Source organism: Streptococcus pseudopneumoniae (assembly GCF_001072375.1).
Lineage (GTDB): Bacteria > Bacillota > Bacilli > Lactobacillales > Streptococcaceae > Streptococcus > Streptococcus pseudopneumoniae_L.
This window is the reverse complement of sequence record NZ_JVKV01000061.1, coordinates 1-17476: the sequence shown is the minus strand read 5'-3', so window position 1 is coordinate 17476 and position 17476 is coordinate 1. Positions and strand designations below refer to the sequence as shown.

15 protein-coding genes are annotated in these 17476 nt (G+C 42.2%); 7 read left to right on the top strand and 8 right to left on the bottom strand.

From position 1 onward, the window contains the following. The first annotated feature begins 72 nt into the window (after positions 1 to 72). Complete coding sequence (locus ADH31_RS04800) at positions 73 to 1452, top strand: glycoside hydrolase family 1 protein (RefSeq protein ID WP_049509243.1); 1380 nt, start codon at positions 73 to 75, stop codon at positions 1450 to 1452. Positions 1453 to 1533: 81 nt separating this feature from the next. On the opposite strand, the gene ADH31_RS04795 is transcribed toward ADH31_RS04800, so the two are convergent. The 8 genes from ADH31_RS04795 to ADH31_RS04760 form a co-directional block, all read right to left on the bottom strand. Then, positions 1534 to 2208 carry a rhomboid family intramembrane serine protease gene (locus tag ADH31_RS04795; RefSeq protein ID WP_049509242.1) on the bottom strand — a complete coding sequence of 225 codons (675 nt, stop codon included), beginning with the start codon at positions 2206 to 2208 and terminating at the stop codon, positions 1534 to 1536. Continuing rightward, positions 2192 to 2731 carry a 5-formyltetrahydrofolate cyclo-ligase gene (locus tag ADH31_RS04790; protein ID WP_049509241.1) on the bottom strand — a complete coding sequence of 180 codons (540 nt, stop codon included), beginning with the start codon at positions 2729 to 2731 and terminating at the stop codon, positions 2192 to 2194. The genes ADH31_RS04795 and ADH31_RS04790 overlap by 17 nt, the downstream gene beginning before the upstream one ends. A gap of 3 nt (positions 2732 to 2734) precedes the next feature. Next, positions 2735 to 3865 (bottom strand): N-acetyldiaminopimelate deacetylase, encoded by a 1131-nt coding sequence (locus ADH31_RS04785; RefSeq protein WP_049509240.1) that lies wholly within the window; start codon positions 3863 to 3865, stop codon positions 2735 to 2737. A gap of 61 nt (positions 3866 to 3926) precedes the next feature. Further along, positions 3927 to 4625 carry a 2,3,4,5-tetrahydropyridine-2,6-dicarboxylate N-acetyltransferase gene (dapD, locus tag ADH31_RS04780; RefSeq protein WP_000127452.1) on the bottom strand — a complete coding sequence of 233 codons (699 nt, stop codon included), beginning with the start codon at positions 4623 to 4625 and terminating at the stop codon, positions 3927 to 3929. Between the two features lie 63 nt (positions 4626 to 4688). Then, positions 4689 to 5621: a DMT family transporter gene (locus tag ADH31_RS04775; RefSeq protein ID WP_049509244.1), complete on the bottom strand. Its 933-nt coding sequence runs from the start codon at positions 5619 to 5621 to the stop codon at positions 4689 to 4691. 87 nt (positions 5622 to 5708) lie between these two features. After that, positions 5709 to 8237 carry a penicillin-binding protein PBP1B gene (pbp1b, locus tag ADH31_RS04770; protein WP_049509239.1) on the bottom strand — a complete coding sequence of 843 codons (2529 nt, stop codon included), beginning with the start codon at positions 8235 to 8237 and terminating at the stop codon, positions 5709 to 5711. Between the two features lie 148 nt (positions 8238 to 8385). Continuing rightward, positions 8386 to 9285 carry a UTP--glucose-1-phosphate uridylyltransferase GalU gene (gene galU / locus ADH31_RS04765; protein ID WP_049509238.1) on the bottom strand — a complete coding sequence of 300 codons (900 nt, stop codon included), beginning with the start codon at positions 9283 to 9285 and terminating at the stop codon, positions 8386 to 8388. 21 nt (positions 9286 to 9306) lie between these two features. Further along, positions 9307 to 10323 carry an NAD(P)H-dependent glycerol-3-phosphate dehydrogenase gene (locus ADH31_RS04760; RefSeq protein ID WP_049509237.1) on the bottom strand — a complete coding sequence of 339 codons (1017 nt, stop codon included), beginning with the start codon at positions 10321 to 10323 and terminating at the stop codon, positions 9307 to 9309. A 239-nt stretch (positions 10324 to 10562) separates the two neighbouring features. Here ADH31_RS04760 and leuS point away from each other — a divergent pair, with 239 nt between their 5' ends. The 6 genes from leuS to ADH31_RS04730 all read left to right on the top strand — a co-directional run bounded on the left by leuS (position 10563) and on the right by ADH31_RS04730 (position 16938). Beyond that, positions 10563 to 13064, top strand: coding sequence for a leucine--tRNA ligase (gene leuS / locus ADH31_RS04755; RefSeq protein WP_049509236.1), 2502 nt, complete (start codon positions 10563 to 10565; stop codon positions 13062 to 13064). Positions 13065 to 13238: 174 nt separating this feature from the next. Next, a complete protein-coding gene (locus ADH31_RS04750; RefSeq protein ID WP_049509235.1) occupies positions 13239 to 13652 on the top strand; it encodes a YjdF family protein in 414 nt (137 codons plus the stop codon). Positions 13653 to 13773: 121 nt separating this feature from the next. Continuing rightward, positions 13774 to 14466 (top strand): GNAT family N-acetyltransferase, encoded by a 693-nt coding sequence (locus ADH31_RS04745; RefSeq protein WP_049509234.1) that lies wholly within the window; start codon positions 13774 to 13776, stop codon positions 14464 to 14466. Positions 14467 to 14477: 11 nt separating this feature from the next. Beyond that, a complete protein-coding gene (locus tag ADH31_RS04740; protein ID WP_000591045.1) occupies positions 14478 to 14900 on the top strand; it encodes a GNAT family N-acetyltransferase in 423 nt (140 codons plus the stop codon). Between the two features lie 486 nt (positions 14901 to 15386). Beyond that, positions 15387 to 16385 carry a Holliday junction branch migration DNA helicase RuvB gene (gene ruvB, locus ADH31_RS04735; protein WP_000086807.1) on the top strand — a complete coding sequence of 333 codons (999 nt, stop codon included), beginning with the start codon at positions 15387 to 15389 and terminating at the stop codon, positions 16383 to 16385. Further along, complete coding sequence (locus tag ADH31_RS04730; RefSeq protein WP_049509233.1) at positions 16366 to 16938, top strand: nucleotidyltransferase family protein; 573 nt, start codon at positions 16366 to 16368, stop codon at positions 16936 to 16938. The genes ruvB and ADH31_RS04730 overlap by 20 nt, the downstream gene beginning before the upstream one ends. Positions 16939 to 17476: the final 538 nt, after the last annotated feature.

Here is a 17476-nt window from a genome sequence, read left to right as displayed (position 1 = left end):
GGCGACGTTGACGCGGTTTGAATTTGATTTTCGAAGAGTATAAACATTAAAAGCGTAAAAAGAGGTAGTGCTATGCTAAAATTTCCAAAGGATTTTGTCTGGGGTTCCTCAACTTCTGGGCCGCAGACAGAAGGACGAGTACCTGGTGACGGCAAGGGAGATAATCTCTGGGATTATTGGTTTCAAGTAGAGCCAAATCGTTACTACAATGGTATTGGACCAGACAAAACGTCGACCTTCTATGAAAACTGGGAAAAGGATATCGAACTCTTGTTAGAAACTGGCCACACAGCCTTTCGCACTTCTATTCAGTGGTCTCGTATTTTCCCACAGGGATGTGGGGAAGTCAACCCTCAAGGTGTGGCTTTCTACCGTCAGGTATTTGAAGCCATCAAGGCCAAGGGTATTCGCCTCTTAGTCAATCTCTATCACTTTGACCTGCCTTTTGCCCTTCAAGAAGATGGCGATGGTTGGGAAAATAAAGCAACTATTAAGGCCTATGAAGACTATGCTCGCTTCTGTTTTGAGACCTATGGGGACCTTGTGGACCAATGGATTACCTTCAATGAGCCCATCGTTCCTGTAGAATTCGGTTATTTCTATGATGCCCATTATCCTCACAAGGTGGATGCCAAAGCTGCCGTTAAGGTTGCCTATCATACCCAACTAGCCAGCACTCTTGCCGTTAAGGCCTGTCATGAAGTCTTGCCTGGTTCTAAGATTGGGATTGTCCTCAACTTAACACCAGCCTATCCACGTAGCCAACACCCTGCAGATGTAAAAGCTGCTCGTATTGCCGACCTCTTCCAAGCTCAATCTTTCCTAGATCCGTCTGTCTTGGGAACTTATCCAGAGGAATTGGTGGAAATTTTGGCTGAGCATGACTTATTACCAGAATACACAGCCGAAGAGTTGGAACTCATACGTGAGAACACAGTTGACTTCCTAGGAGTCAATTACTATCAACCTTTGCGTGTTATGGCGCCGCGTTTTGCTAAGCATCCTGATAGCCCGCTTTTGCCAGAGCATTTCTATGAACCTTATGTCATGCCTGGTCGTAAGATTAATCCCCACCGTGGCTGGGAAATCTACGAGCAAGGGATTTACCATATCGCTCAAAATATCAAGGAAAACTATGGTAATATCGAATGGATGTTGACTGAGAATGGGATGGGTGTTGAAGGTGAAGATAAATTCCGCGAAAATGGAATGATTCAGGACGACTACCGTATCGACTTTGTCAAAGGTCACCTTCGTGAACTCCATCGTGCTATCGAAGACGGTGCTGACTGTAAAGGCTACTTGATTTGGACCTTTATCGATTGCTGGTCATGGCTCAATAGCTATAAAAACCGTTATGGTTTAGTCGAGCTTGACCTTGAAACGCAAGAACGCCGTCTGAAAAAATCAGGCCACTGGTTCAAAGAACTCAGTGACAATAATGGATTTTAAAAGTAAAATAACCAATTAGATTAAGAAAAAACCATTGGCAATAAAGCTCTCTGAGAGAGATTCCAATGGTTTTTCTTTGTCTTAAAGTAATCCGATAAAGAGTAGTAAGGCTGATAAAGCAATGAAAGCTAGGGTTGCTAGACCACGTTGGCTTGGGCTGTATATCTTTCGTTCGCCTAGAACTGGGAAGACGATAGCCAGTAATGCACCTCCGACAGCTCCCCCGACATGCCCAGCAAGGCTGATGCCAGGCATTAAAATACTTCCTACTAGGTTGATGACCAAGAGGGAGAGGTAAGATTGACCAAGCTGTTGAAGATAGGGGTTGCGTGAGGCATAACGGAGAACGACAATAGAGGCGAACATACCGTAGAGGGCAGTTGAAGCACCTGCAGTAATGGCATTGGGACTAAAAACGAGTACAAAGAGATTTCCCATCATACCTGATAGAAGGTAGATAAAGAAAAACTGTTTGGAGCCAAAGATATGTTCCATCTGACGTCCCAAGAAGTAGAGGGATAGCATATTGACTAAAAAGTGCTCCAAGCCAATGTGAACAAAGGTTGCCGAGAATAGGCGCCAGATTTGTTCAGGCATGGCCTTAATTGCTGGGGGATAAACAGCTCCGAATTTATACAAGGTGGCTGCGCTTGTGTAATTGAAACCACTGGTTAGAAACATGAGTATAAAAACCAGGCTTGTCACGAGTAGAAAGAAGCTCGTGACAGGATACCGACGATCAAAAATTTCTTTCATAGATGAGTACCTCCTCAACGGGAATATCATGTGGATCAGGATGGAAGTCCTGAATCTGACAAGGATAAAGTGTACTGATAGTGTGGCCTGGGAAATGCTCTAAGTAGCGGTCGTAGTAGCCGCCGCCGTAACCAACTCGATAGCCAGAAGTGTTGAAAGCTAAACCGGGAACATGGATCAAGTCAATCTGAGACGGCTCAAAGACAATAGCTTCCCCCTGAGGTTCAAGAAGTCCAAAAGAATTTCTTTCGAGTTTCTCTGGTTCATAGAGCACCAGGTCCATTTTCCCTTGTGGATAAGTTTTGGGAATGAGAATAGTCTTCCCATCTTTTTGAGCTTGTTCAATGAGCTCAGCTGTCTGAAATTCATGGGGAAAAGACAGGTAAGTGGCGATGGTTTTTGCTTCCTTATAAAAAGGATGTTGAAGGAGCCGCTCTGTGAGCCAATCGTTCATGCTCTGCTTTTCTTCCTTGGATAGAGACTTAAGTCCTTGCAAGACCTGCTTGCGTAAGCTTTTTTTCATAATTTACTCCGCAGCTTTCTTGGCTAAAAAGCTTGATACAGCCTCGACACCGATTGCCAGAGCTTCTTCCTTAGGACTCATCTTTGGATGGTGAAGAGCATAGGGGCTATCAATTCCAAGCCAGAACATGACACCAGAAACCTTTGATAGAAGATACCCAAAGTCTTCCCCTGTCATGGCAGGTTCGATGTCGATTAGTTCAATTCCCTCTTTTTCATCAAAGAAGGTCATCAATTCACAGGCTAGTTCAGGGTTGTTTTCGACTGGTAAATAACCTCCCTGCTTGAGTTCAACTTCCACATCCATATCAAAAGCAGCTGCGACACCTTCAGCGATAGCTTTGACACGTTTTTGAACCAAGAGGCTCATGCTGTGTGTGAGAGCTCGAATGGTTCCATGCAAGAAAGCTGTATCAGCTATGACATTATTGGTTGTACCAGCTTGAAAAACACCGAAAGTGACAACAGCTCCCTCGATAGGATCGACATTACGGCTGACGACTGACTGGACTTGGGTCACAAAATAGCTAGCTGCAACCAGAGCGTCGTTGGCTTCGTGTGGAAAGGCAGCGTGTCCGCCTTTACCCTTAAAGCGAATCTTGACTTCGCAAGTGCCCGCAAAGAGTGTATGGGTATTGGTCGCAATCTGTCCAACTTTTAAGTCAGGACGGACATGAAGTCCATAGAATTGGTCAGGCAACCAGTCTCCAAAAGCATCATCTTCATACATGAGCATACCACCTGCTTCGTTTTCTTCTGCAGGTTGGAAGAGAAAGAGGAGATTGTTTTTTGGTTGGTTTTCTAAAGCACGTTCAAGACTTCCAAGGGCAATGGTCATGTGAAAATCGTGTCCACAAGCATGCATACGGTCTTGGTGTTGAGAGGCAAAAGGAAGGCCTGTTTGTTCAACAATTGGGAGTCCGTCGATGTCTGTTCGCCAACCAATGGTACGTTCTGACTGACTTCCTTGCAAGTAAACTAAAATACCTGTTCGCCAGGTACGAATCTGAACAAAATCCTTGCCAGCTGTTAATTTCTCAATAACATTGAGTAAATAAGCGTGAGTCTTGAATTCTTCTAAACCAATCTCAGGAATTTGGTGAAGATCACGTCGAATTTGAATCAAATCTAACATAGTTAATTTCCTTCTACTGATACGATAAAGAGGCTGGAAATATTTCCGCCTCTGTTACTAATTACAAGGTGCGAAGCGCATCTTCTAGCGCTGTTTTTTGTTGGGTTTGGCTATCGATTTCCTTGATAACACGAGCTGGGACACCAGCCACCACAACATTTTCTGGGACATCTTGAGTAACGATGGCACCTGCTGCAACAACAGAACCGCTACCGATTTGAACACCTTCGATAACCACAGCGTTAGCACCGATGAGAACATTGTCACCGACACGGACAGGCTCGGCACTAGCTGGCTCGATAACGCCTGCAAGAACAGCACCTGCACCAACGTGGCTATTTTTACCAACAATAGCGCGTCCGCCAAGGATAGCTCCCATATCAATCATAGTGCCAGCACCGATTTCAGCACCGATATTGATAACAGCACCCATCATGATAACAGCATTGTCACCAATCTCAACTTGGTCACGGATGATAGCGCCTGGCTCGATACGAGCATTGATATCACGTTTATCAAGGAGAGGTACAGCCGAGTTGCGAGCGTCTTGTTCAACAACATAGTCCTTGTTTTCTGTTAGTCCATCAAGAAGTGGAGCGATATCTTTCCAGTCTCCAAAGAGAACATTTCCAAGCTTGATAACAGAAGCAGGGATAGCTCCAGCAAGTTGCCCCTCAAAGGTCACTTTTACACTTGTCTTTTTCTCAGCATTTGCGATAAATTGGATAATTTCTTGTGCATTCATTTTTGTAGCAGTCATAGGTGTCTCCTCACTCTTTGTAATGCTTACTATTCTACCAAAAAAGGCTTCAATTTTGAAGCCTTAAGTGTTAAAAGAGGATTCTTTCAGTTTGTTTTTTGATTCTTCAATGGATAGAAAGATCATTGGAATAATAATCAAAATCATAGCCAGTAGCAGATACCCATCCAAGACTAAACCTAGAAAGAGAACGCTTAGAATAGCAGATGATAAAGGTTCGCTTGCGCTAACGACCGACACCACCAATGGGGAAACGAGAGAGACAGCCTTCATCGATAGGAAAAAGGCAAAGGCAGTTCCCAAAAAGGCAATGGTCAAACATATACAGATACTGATGGCATCAACCTGGAAGCTAATCTTATAAACGGGGTAGAGAAAATTACTAAAAAGTCCAGCGATAATCATTCCCCAGCCAACAGTTGGCACAAAACCGTATTTTTTAGCGAAACGTTGGGGTAAGATGACATTGAACATGACGCCTAGGGCACTGAGAAGTCCAGTCAGTAAAGCAAGTGGTGTAATAGATAATTTGGATAGGTCTCCTTTGGTAGCCATCAAAAAGACTCCAAGCATAGCAGTCAGAACATAGAAGATCGCTTTTTTAGAAGCTTTTTTCTTGTAGATAATGCGGTTGTAGATAAGAATGAAGACAGGACTGATAAATTGTAGGATGGTTGCAGTTGTGGCGTTGGAGTACTCCACACAGAGATAAAAGAAAAATTGTACAGAGAAGATCCCTAAGATAGCATAGGCAAGGAAAGGAAGGTAGTTGTTTCGATTTCTCCAGATATCGAAAAGCTGGAACCGGAGTTTAAGGCTAGATAAGATGATTACGAAACTACCTGCGACGAGTAAACGCATAGAAGTAATCCACCCTGAAGAGACCTGATAATGTGAAAAAAAGTACTCTCCAAAGATTCCGCAGATTCCCCAGATCAAGCCAGATAGGAGAGAATAAATGGTTCCCTTAAAAATATTCTTTTGATAGTGATTCATGTTGCTATTGTACCATGAAAGGAAGAAAGAAAAAAGAGAGTGGAGAAAAATCATTTCTTTCCCACTCTCAATAATTGTGCTGTTTAGTTAGCGCCGTTGATTGCTATTTCTGTTATTGGAACTAGAGCTATTATTACTGTTCCCGTTACTATTAGAAGTATTATTACGATTGTTATTGTTATTATTATTGCTATTGCTATTGTTATTATTTGATGAGGAAGAAGATGCTTTTGGTAGACTTCCTAAAATGGTGTTCCAAGCATTTTGGTAGTCAGAATCGCTTCCACCAATAGCGAATTTATAAGTGGTAGTCGGCGCGCCAGCTTGGTTAGCCCAGTAGCTAGTCACCGTTTCTCCGCTTAGATTAATTTCTTTCCCATTGATAGTCACCTTTCCTGGCTTTTGACCAGTTGATTTGAGGACTTGTGATGAAGTGACGCTTGAATCGAGTTTGAAACGTTCTGAACCCCAAGCAGAGGGAGATGCTTGCTGGATGGCATTTACCAGATGAGCCATGTATTTTGCATTGCGGTAGTATGCTCCCTGGGCTAGAGGGCTGTTGTCGTCATGTCCAACCCAGCCTCCAAGGGTTAATCTTGGAGTAGAGACCATTAGCCACATATCCCCTTCTTCATTGGTTGTACCAGTTTTTCCGATCCAGTCAGCACCTGCTAGACTGGAATTGATAGAAGTCAGATCCGTTTGGAAGCTTGTAGTGACTCGAGATGAAAGCACATCTCTTAGCAAACTCTGCATAATGGTTGCGGTAGCTTTAGAGTAAACTTGGATAGGTTTAGCCTGATGTTCATAGAGAACCTCGCCACTCGTTTTCTCAATTTTTGAGATCATGTATTTCTTATGATAGGTACCATTGTTAGCCAGTGTTTGGTATCCATTGGTATGCTGGGCTACAGTAACTTCAATTCCTCCTCCCATAGGAAGACTTTCAATGCCGTATTCTGGGATTTCATAGCCCATTTTTTCCATGTAAGAACGGACATCAACCCCTTTTTCACGGAGCATTCGGTAGGTCCAGTAGGCTGGGATGTTCCAAGAATAGTTTAGAGCTTCTTTAAGGTCTATCATGGCTGTTCCAGGACTGTTGACATGCATGATCGGAGTTCCGTTAGAAAAGTTTGTTGGATAGTTAGAGAGGATGCTAGCGCTTCCCATAAGCCCTTGGTCGATAGCAATACCGTAGGCCAATAGTGGCTTGGTAGTGGAGGCAGGCGAACGTTTGGTATCGAAGGCATGATTGTTTTGATTGGTCTGATAATCTCGTCCACCTACAAACCCTAAAATCGCCCCAGTTTGATTGTCCATCAAGACATTCCCAACTTCAGGTTGCCCCGAGCTATCATTTAGAAGGTATCCGTAGTTTGTTACGGCATTTTGCATAGCAGTATGAATCGTTTTATCGATGGTAGTTGTAATACGGTAACCACCGTTTTGGATTTCTTTTTCGGCCAATTCTCGATAAGATTTTCGGATCGATTCGTTCTGTAGTTCTTGGTCAGAAACATTGTCCTTTTGCACCAGATAATCATACATAATCTTGGTAGCCTCATCGAGTGCAGTGAAGTAGAGGAAGCCTTTAGAGGTAACGCTAGCATTTTCTGCTGGCAAGAAATCTTGCTTAATGTCATAAGCCTTGTAGGTTTCATAGTCTTCCTGGCTGAGGGCTCCTGTTCGATACATATTGTAGAGAACATCTTTGGAGCGCTTAATACCGAGTTCAATATCTTCTTCGCTCTTCATCTCACCAGTAGATTCATAAGGTGAGTAGGAAATAGGGCTTTGTGGTAAACCTGCTAGGAAAGCCGCTTGAGGGATGGTCAGTTTACTTGCATCCACCCCAAAAATCCCTTTGGCAGCCTGTTGAGCCCCTGCGATATTTTGACCTTTATTGTTACGACCAAAAGGAGCAACGTTGAGATAGGTTGTTAGGATTTCGTCCTTGCTCATGGCTCTTTCCAAGGCCAAGGCGTCAACGATTTCACTGGCTTTACGGGCAAGCGTAGGAGCATCACCAACTACTTGTTGTTTGATGAGCTGTTGTGTTAGGGTAGATCCTCCACTGGAAGAACCAAGTCCGATGAATTTTCCTAGACTGGCACGAATAACCGCTTTAGGAACGACACCGTTGTGCTCTGCAAAGTGTTCATCCTCGGTTGCAACGATAGCTTGCTTGAGGTTATCTGAAATGGCATCTGATGATACAGATGTGCGAAGTAGATCGCTTTCGATAGCGCTAATCATAGAACCATCTGCATAGCGGATTTCAGAGATGGATGAAATATTATTGACCTGCTTGATCAAATCTTCTGTTTGAGGGACACTAACCTGATCAAAGAGAGAAACAGCATACCCCAAGGCAACCCCTGTTCCAAGGAGACCACCAATAAAAGCTAGGATGAAAAGTGTGTTGAAAGTTGCCTTTATTCCAAGTAAAATTTTTGCAAATAAAGTCCAGATATCGAATGGTGCTTGCGTTTGCTTTTTCTTCTTGGAGTTTTTTCTACTCTTTTTCTTTGTATTCATTTTAGAAATTGTTAATTTTAGAGACCCAAGTAAGGCCAGTCCTTTTTGTTTGATTCTTGTTACATGTTTGTTCATAGAATTCCTCACTCTTTATTATTATACCATAAAAGCATCTCTTGCAAGAAATTAGGCTTAGAACAGGGCTTTGGATAGGGCTTGGGTCTTGAGATTTAGACATCAAAAAAGCCAGATTTAAGTTAAATCTGACTGTTTGGTAAATTGTTTATTTGTCTCCTGAAAGTTTTTTTCCAAGATTAATCAAGTAGTCCTTCAAGTGGTCTTTGACTTGTGGGTGTTTAAGAGCGTATTCGATGGAAGTCTTCATAAATCCAAACTTGTCTCCGACATCGTAACGAGAACCTTTAAACTCACGAGCAAATACTCGTTGGGTTTTGTTGAGAGTATCGATAGCATCTGTTAGCTGGATTTCATTTCCGGCACCTGGTTTTTGATTTTCAAGGATACCGAAAATCTCAGGTGTGAGAAGGTAACGACCGATAATAGCTAGATCACTTGGTGCGTCTTCAGGCGCTGGTTTTTCAACGAAGGTTTCAACACTGTAAAGACCGTCATTTCCTTCACCCTGAGGAGCGATAACACCGTATGAAGAAACTTCTTCGTGTGGGACAGGCATTACGGCGATAGTAGAAGCATGAGTCTTCTCATAATCATTCATGAGCTGCTTGGTCAATGGAACAGCTTTGTCATCAGTGATATCCATGAGGTCATCTCCAAGCATAACCACAAAGGGTTCGTTTCCGACGAATGCTTTGGCTTGTAAGACGGCATCTCCGAGTCCACGTGGGTGTGTTTGCCGGATAAAGTGAAGGCGCATACCAGTTGTTTCGTCAACTAGTCTCAAAAGGTCGGTTTTTCCTTTTTCCTTGAGGTTGTATTCTAGTTCAAAGTTTGAGTCGAAATGGTCTTCGATAGAACGTTTTGACTTTCCTGTTACCACAAGAATGTCCTCAATTCCAGACTTAAGAGCTTCTTCAACGATGAACTGGATGGTTGGTTTATCGACGATTGGCAACATTTCTTTGGCCAAAGCTTTAGTAGCAGGTAGGAAACGAGTTCCAAGTCCCGCAGCAGGGATAACGGCTTTTCTAACTTTTTGTTTCATGAGCTTCCTTTCTAACGGTGACTAAGACCACTCGTTCTCTGCCTTGAACTCATTGCTCATGAGTTCAGAAACGGCATCCTTAATATTAACATTTTCATAAATAACTTGGTAGATGGCTTGAGTAATAGGCATATAAACTCCGAGTTCTTGCGCCAATTCGTAAGCAGCTTTGGTTGTTGAAATACCTTCAATGACCATTCCCATATTTGCTTCGATATCTGCCAAGGCTTCACCACGTCCAAGAGCATCTCCTGCACGCCAGTTACGTGAGTGGACAGAAGTTCCGGTAACGATTAAATCTCCAACCCCAGAAAGTCCACTGTAAGTTAATGGATTTGCTCCAAGTTTAACACCCAGACGGGTAATTTCTGCCAGACCGCGCGTGATAATAGCAGCTTTTGCATTATCACCAAATCCAAGTCCATGGAGGGCACCTGCACCAACAGCGATGATATTTTTAAGAGCACCAGCTGTTTCCACTCCGATCACATCTGTATTGGTATAAAGTCGGAAGTAGTGGTTGCTAAAGAGTTTCTGAACATATTGAGCAGTCTGTAAATCTTTAGAAGCAGCCGTAATCAAGGTAATATCACGTACAATCGTTTCTTCTGCATGGCTAGGACCAGATACAACCACAATCTCACTACGCAATTCTTCAGGGATTTCTTCTTCTATAATGGTTGAAAGACGTTTGTGACTATTTGGTTCGAGGCCTTTTGAAGCATGCATGACCACCACTTTATGATCCAAAACAGCAGCCACTTGTTGAGCTACCAATCTGGTCACCTTGGTTGGCACCACAAACAAGACAGCATCAACACCCTTCAAGGCTTCTGCCAAATCATGATAGGCCACAATTTTTTCGTCTAATACAGTATCCTTAAAATAGCGTTTGTTAGTATGTTGTGTATTAATTTCATCAATTTGATCAGGAATATTTCCCCAGATACGTACTTGGTGTCCGTTGTCATTTAGAACTTGTGACAGCGCAGTACCCCATGAACCAGGCCCTAAAACAGCGATGGTTTGTTTGTCCATATTTTCCTCCTTCTGAGAAAGCACTTTCCTATATTCTACCATAAAAAGCCCTATCTTGCATCTATATTATTTATGAAGAGATTTTTATCAGGATATTTATGCGTCTGTGAATGAAAATGAAAAAAACACAGTAAAATAGTCTAATGCTCAAAGGTCAAAACAATAAAATCACGAAAAGAGGAACAATATTCCCCCTAAAAATGGTATAATAGGAGCATCACGAAAATTGGAGAGACGCTATGAGTTTTTACAATCATAAAGAAATCGAGCCTAAGTGGCAAAAATACTGGGCTGACAATCACACTTTTAAGACAGGAACAGACGCTTCAAAACCTAAGTTTTATGCGCTTGATATGTTCCCTTACCCATCTGGAGCGGGTCTTCACGTAGGACACCCAGAAGGTTATACGGCAACAGATATCCTTAGCCGTTTCAAACGTGCGCAAGGCTACAATGTCCTTCACCCAATGGGATGGGATGCCTTTGGTTTGCCTGCAGAGCAATATGCTATGGATACTGGTAATGATCCAGCAGACTTCACCGCGGAAAATATTGCTAACTTCAAACGCCAAATCAATGCGCTTGGATTCTCTTACGACTGGGATCGTGAAGTCAATACTACAGATCCGAACTACTACAAGTGGACGCAATGGATTTTCACTAAGCTTTACGAAAAAGGCTTAGCCTATGAAGCAGAAGTGCCAGTAAACTGGGTTGAAGAATTGGGAACAGCTATCGCCAACGAAGAAGTTCTTCCAGATGGAACATCTGAGCGTGGTGGCTATCCAGTTGTCCGTAAACCAATGCGCCAATGGATGCTTAAAATCACTGCCTATGCAGAGCGCTTGCTCAATGACTTGGATGACCTTGACTGGCCAGAATCTATCAAGGATATGCAACGCAACTGGATTGGTAAATCAACTGGTGCCAATGTAACCTTCAAAGTGAAAGGGACTGACAAGGAATTCACTGTCTTTACAACACGTCCTGATACACTTTTTGGTGCAACCTTCACTGTTTTGGCGCCTGAACATGAACTAGTAGATGCCATCACGACACCTGAACAAGCTGAGGCTGTAGCGGACTACAAACACCAAGCCAGCCTTAAATCAGACTTGGCTCGTACAGACCTTGCCAAGGAAAAAACAGGAGTTTGGACTGGTGCTTATGCTATTAACCCTGTTAACGGTAAAGAAATTCCAATCTGGATTGCTGACTACGTTCTTGCTAGCTACGGAACAGGTGCTGTTATGGCTGTACCTGCTCATGACCAACGTGACTGGGAATTTGCTAAACAATTTGACCTACCAATCGTAGAAGTCTTGGAAGGTGGAAACGTTGAAGAGGCTGCCTACACAGAAGATGGCCTTCATGTCAATTCAGACTTCTTGAACGGTCTCAACAAAGAAGACGCCATTGCTAAAATTGTGGCTTGGTTGGAAGAAAAAGGCTGTGGTCAAGAAAAAGTGACTTACCGCCTCCGCGACTGGCTCTTTAGCCGTCAACGTTACTGGGGTGAACCAATCCCAATTATTCATTGGGAAGATGGGACTTCAACAGCTGTTCCAGAAAGTGAATTGCCACTTGTCTTGCCAGTAACCAAGGACATTCGCCCTTCAGGTACTGGGGAAAGCCCATTGGCCAACTTGACAGACTGGCTTGAAGTGACTCGTGAAGATGGTGTCAAAGGTCGTCGTGAGACGAATACTATGCCACAATGGGCAGGTTCAAGCTGGTACTACCTTCGCTATATCGATCCACAAAACACAGAGAAATTGGCTGACGAGGACCTCCTCAAACAATGGTTGCCAGTCGATATCTATGTAGGTGGTGCAGAACACGCCGTGCTTCACTTGCTTTACGCTCGTTTCTGGCACAAATTCCTCTATGACCTTGGTGTTGTACCGACTAAGGAGCCATTCCAAAAACTCTTTAACCAAGGAATGATCTTGGGAACAAGCTACCGTGACCACCGTGGCGCACTTGTGGCGACTGACAAGGTTGAAAAACGTGACGGTTCCTTCTTCCATGTGGAAACAGGGGAAGAGTTGGAGCAAGCACCAGCCAAGATGTCTAAGTCCCTCAAGAACGTTGTTAACCCAGACGATGTGGTGGAACAATACGGTGCGGATACCCTTCGTGTCTATGAAATGTTCATGGGACCACTTGATGCTTCCATCGCTTGGTCTGAAGAAGGTCTGGAAGGAAGCCGTAAATTCCTTGACCGTGTTTACCGTTTGATTACAAGTAAAGAAATCGTTGCGGAAAACAATGGCGCTCTTGACAAGGTTTACAACGAAACCGTTAAATCTGTTACAGAGCAAATCGAGTCTATGAAATTCAACACAGCCATTGCCCAGCTCATGGTCTTTGTCAACGCTGCTAATAAGGAAGACAAACTTTATGTAGACTACGCCAAAGGCTTTATCCAATTGATTGCCCCATTTGCCCCTCACTTGGCAGAAGAACTCTGGCAAACAGTCGCAGCAACAGGTGAGTCTATCTCTTATGTAGCTTGGCCAACATGGGACGAAAGCAAATTGGTTGAAGACGAAGTCGAAATCGTCGTTCAAATCAAAGGAAAAGTCCGTGCCAAACTCATGGTTGCGAAGGACCTTTCACGTGAAGAATTGCAAGAAGTGGCTCTGGCTAACGAAAAAGTTAAGGCAGAGATCGATGGCAAAGAAATTGTGAAAGTGATTAGTGTCCCTAATAAACTCGTAAATATCGTTGTTAAATAAGAAATGAATCCTTCAGAGCTAAGCTTTGGAGGATTTTTAAATTGGATTATGCTATAATTATCTCAACTAAGATAAAAACACAGTTCTGGTTGGTAGTCCAGACGTAGGCAAGCCTATCAGTAACCTTCCTCCTTGGTTGTCCATTCTTAGGGATAGATTTAAGGAGGTGCTGTCATGGAAACAATTTCAATTGGATTGACAGTTTATTTTGAAGATGGATTTTGGCATGGTTTGTTTGAACAAGTGTATCGAGAAACTTATCAAGTTTGTCGTGTGACATTTGGTCAGGAGCCAAAAGATGATGAAATTCTAGAGATTTTACAGACTCAGTTTACTCAATTATCTTTTAGTCCAGAAACTATAGTTAAGCAACATGTAAAAATCAAGAATCCTAAACGATTACAACGAATGGTGAGGAAACAAGTAAATCAAAAAGTTTCTTCCAAGTCGAAAGAACTATTGCAGTTGCAGTATGAGGAAAGGAAAAAGATTTCAAAACATCAATCTAGTGTCCAAAAGCAATTGCTCAAACAAGAGAAATTCGAACGCAAACAGCAAAAACGTAGAGAGAAGCACAGGGGGCATTAACTCACTTGTTTCCATATTTGATCAATCCTCCATAAACTGGAGGATTTTTTGAATATTATGTGTGAGATGTGATATACTATTCACATCTTTAAACTTATAAGAGTGAGATAAGGAGAAAACTATGCCTGTAAATGAATATGGTCAGATGATTGGTGAACCTGTAGACGATACACCTGGAGTTTTACCGTCACTTGTACGGATAGAAGGACAGTATACGATTATCGAAGCTCTGTCAGTGGAAAAGCATGCGGAGGATTTGCTGGCTGTTTATGGTCCAGAATCACCTCGAGAGATGTGGACCTATCTCTTTCAACCACCAGTAGAAAATCTTGAAGAATTAATTGTTGCTTTAAAGCAGATGATTGAGCGCAAGGATCGCTTCTATTATGCGATTATTGATAAAGCGACTGGAAAGGCGCTGGGGACTTTTTCTCTCATGCGTATTGACCAAGCTAATTGCGTGGTTGAAGTTGGCGCGGTGACCTTTTCTCCGGCTCTCAAACAGACAAGGATGGGAACAGAGGCACACTATTTGCTAGCTCGTTATGTCTTTGAAGAACTCAACTATCGTCGCTATGAGTGGAAATGTGATGCGCTAAATCTCCCTTCTAGAAAAGCGGCAGAACGTTTGGGTTTTATCTACGAAGGCACTTTCCGTCAAGCTGTTATTTATAAAGGGCGTACTAGGGATACGGACTGGATGTCTATGATTGATAAGGACTGGCCAAAGGTCAAAGCTCGTTTTGAATCGTGGTTGAGTCCAGATAATTTTGATGAAAATGGGGAGCAGTTGAAATCCCTTAGAGAATGTTAGAAAGGTTTGTTATGATTAAGATTACAAAAGAAACATCTGTTTCACTTGATGACGTTTTGCATCTCTACCAGGCAGTTGGTTGGACAAATTATACCAATCAGCCTCAAATGTTAGCCCAGGCTCTGACTCATTCACTGTCCATTTATCTAGCGCGTGATGGTGAGGAAATCGTTGGTCTAGTTCGCTTGATTGGAGACGGTTTTTCTTCGGTTTTTGTCCAGGATTTGATCGTCTTGCCTACTTATCAGCGTCAAGGAATTGGCAGCACCTTGATGAAGCAGGCTTTATCCGATTATAAGGATACCTACCAAATCCAACTAGCGACAGAAGAGTCTGAAAAGACTCTTGGATTTTATCGTTCCTTAGGTTTTGAAACCTTGTCTAGCTTCCAGTGTACGGGCATGATTTGGGTGGACCGAAAAAAATTAAAATAATCTTTTTCACTTAAGCTAACTTTAAGTCTTACCCTGTATCATGTAATTATTAAATAAAGACCTCCTAACTTTATTTAATGGAAATCCTAAAACTTTTTTCATCATAATCTCCCTAAAGAAGTCACCAAATTCGGTGGCTTTTTTCTTGTTTGCTTTTAGCAATTTTTAATCAGTATTTTTCATTTTTGAACAAAATTAAAAAACTAGAAATTCTTAAGTTAACTTTAAGCCTGCTTGTGTATCATGTAACCATTAAATAAAGACCTCCCAATACTCTTCGAAAATCTCACCATACTTCGTTAGAGTCGACTTACCTAACTTTAGTTATGCTTGCGTCGCTCTGCCTAGTCTGATTTCGATTTTCATTGAGTAACCTTTATTTAATAGAAATCCTAAACTTTTCTTTTTCATAATAATCTCCCTAATGAAGCCACCAAATTCGGTGGCTTTTTTGTTTGTGGGCTGGATTTTTGCTATAATAGGAGCATGAGTAGAATTTTAGATAATGAAATCATGGGCGATGAGGAGTTGGTAGAACGTACCCTTCGTCCCCAATATTTACGTGAATATATCGGTCAAGACAAGGTTAAAGACCAGCTTCAAATCTTTATTGAAGCAGCAAAAATGCGTGACGAGGCGCTAGACCATGTTCTTTTGTTTGGCCCTCCAGGTCTCGGGAAAACAACCATGGCTTTTGTCATTGCCAATGAACTGGGAGTCAATCTCAAACAAACGTCTGGTCCCGTTATCGAAAAAGCCGGTGATCTGGTAGCGATTTTGAATGACTTGGAGCCAGGAGATGTTCTTTTCATTGATGAGATTCATCGCTTGCCTATGTCGGTGGAAGAGGTGCTTTACAGTGCTATGGAAGACTTCTACATCGACATCATGATTGGTGCGGGGGAAGGTAGTCGCAGTGTCCATCTAGAATTACCACCTTTTACCTTGATTGGTGCGACGACACGAGCAGGAATGCTGTCAAATCCTCTTCGTGCACGTTTCGGGATTACTGGCCACATGGAGTATTATGCCCATGATGACTTGACAGAGATTGTCGAGCGGACGGCAGATATTTTTGAGATGGAAATCACCCATGAAGCTGCTGCTGAGTTGGCTCTCCGTAGCCGTGGAACTCCTCGTATTGCCAATCGTCTTCTCAAGCGCGTGCGCGACTTTGCACAGATTATGGGCGATGGCTTGATTGATGATGTGATTACGGATAAGGCTTTGACCATGCTGGATGTAGACCATGAAGGTTTGGACTATGTGGACCAGAAAATTCTCCGCACCATGATTGAGATGTACGGTGGCGGTCCTGTCGGTCTAGGAACACTTTCTGTTAATATCGCGGAAGAACGTGAGACGGTTGAGGATATGTACGAACCTTACCTAATCCAGAAAGGCTTTATCATGCGAACTCGTTCAGGTCGGGTCGCGACAGCTAAGGCATATGAACATTTGGGATATGAATACATTGAAAAATAAGGTTGAAATCTTAGACTTTTTCAGAGATAATTCTGACATGATGGCTATTCTGACTATCATCCGTGACTTGGAATTAAATGATTCCTGGTTGGCAGCAGGTTCGGTCCGAAATTTTATCTGGAATCTCTTGTCAGATAAGCCAGCCTTTGACCGTGAAACGGATGTGGATGTGATTTTCTTTGATCCAGATGTGAGTTACGAAGAAACGCTGGCTATAGAGAACAAGTTGAGAGAGGACTTTCCTCAGTATCAGTGGGAGCTGAAAAATCAAGTCTATATGCATCAGCATAGTCCCCATACGCCTCCGTATAGAAATTCCTGCGATGCCATGAGTAAGTATCCTGAACGTTGTACGGCAGTAGGACTGCGCTTGCAAGCTGACGCAACTTTAGAGCTCTTTGCTCCTTATGGTTTGGAGGATATTTTAAACTTTCAAGTTCGTCCAACTCCTCATTTTTTAGAAAATCAAGACCGAATGAAGCTCTATCAAAAGCGTTTATCCAAGAAAAACTGGCGAGAAAAATGGAAAAATCTTACAGTTAAAAATACTTAAGGAAACTTTAAGATAGGAGCTGTATACTTATTTCATAAGTTAAGAAGAACTTAACTTTAACTCCTAAAACTTTTTCATAATAATCTCCCTATAAAAAATTAAGTCGCCCAATCAGGCGGCTTTTTTGGTGTGAACTAAAGTGTTATCTTATCACTGTTAAGATTATGGTAGAGGTGACAAAATCTAGAGGAATCAAACTAAACAAGTTTGAAAAAACAGGAACTCAAAGTTCACTGATATTCCTTTTACTTATAAAATGAAAAAAATGAAGCCTAGAAGGTTAAAATATGGTAAAAAATCGTCAAAAAGTTTAGACATATATGACAAAATGTGCTATAATATAATGATTAAAACATTAGTCTATATTATAAATTTTTGAATATATATGCTGATAAAGATGATAAAATAAGTAAAACTCCAAATTATAGCCATTATTTACAAAAAAATATAAACAGGACTTTGTTTTATAAAAAAACGGAATCCAAGGAGATTTTAAAAATGTTTTTTAGACGTCAGGAAGGACGATATAGAGAAACAG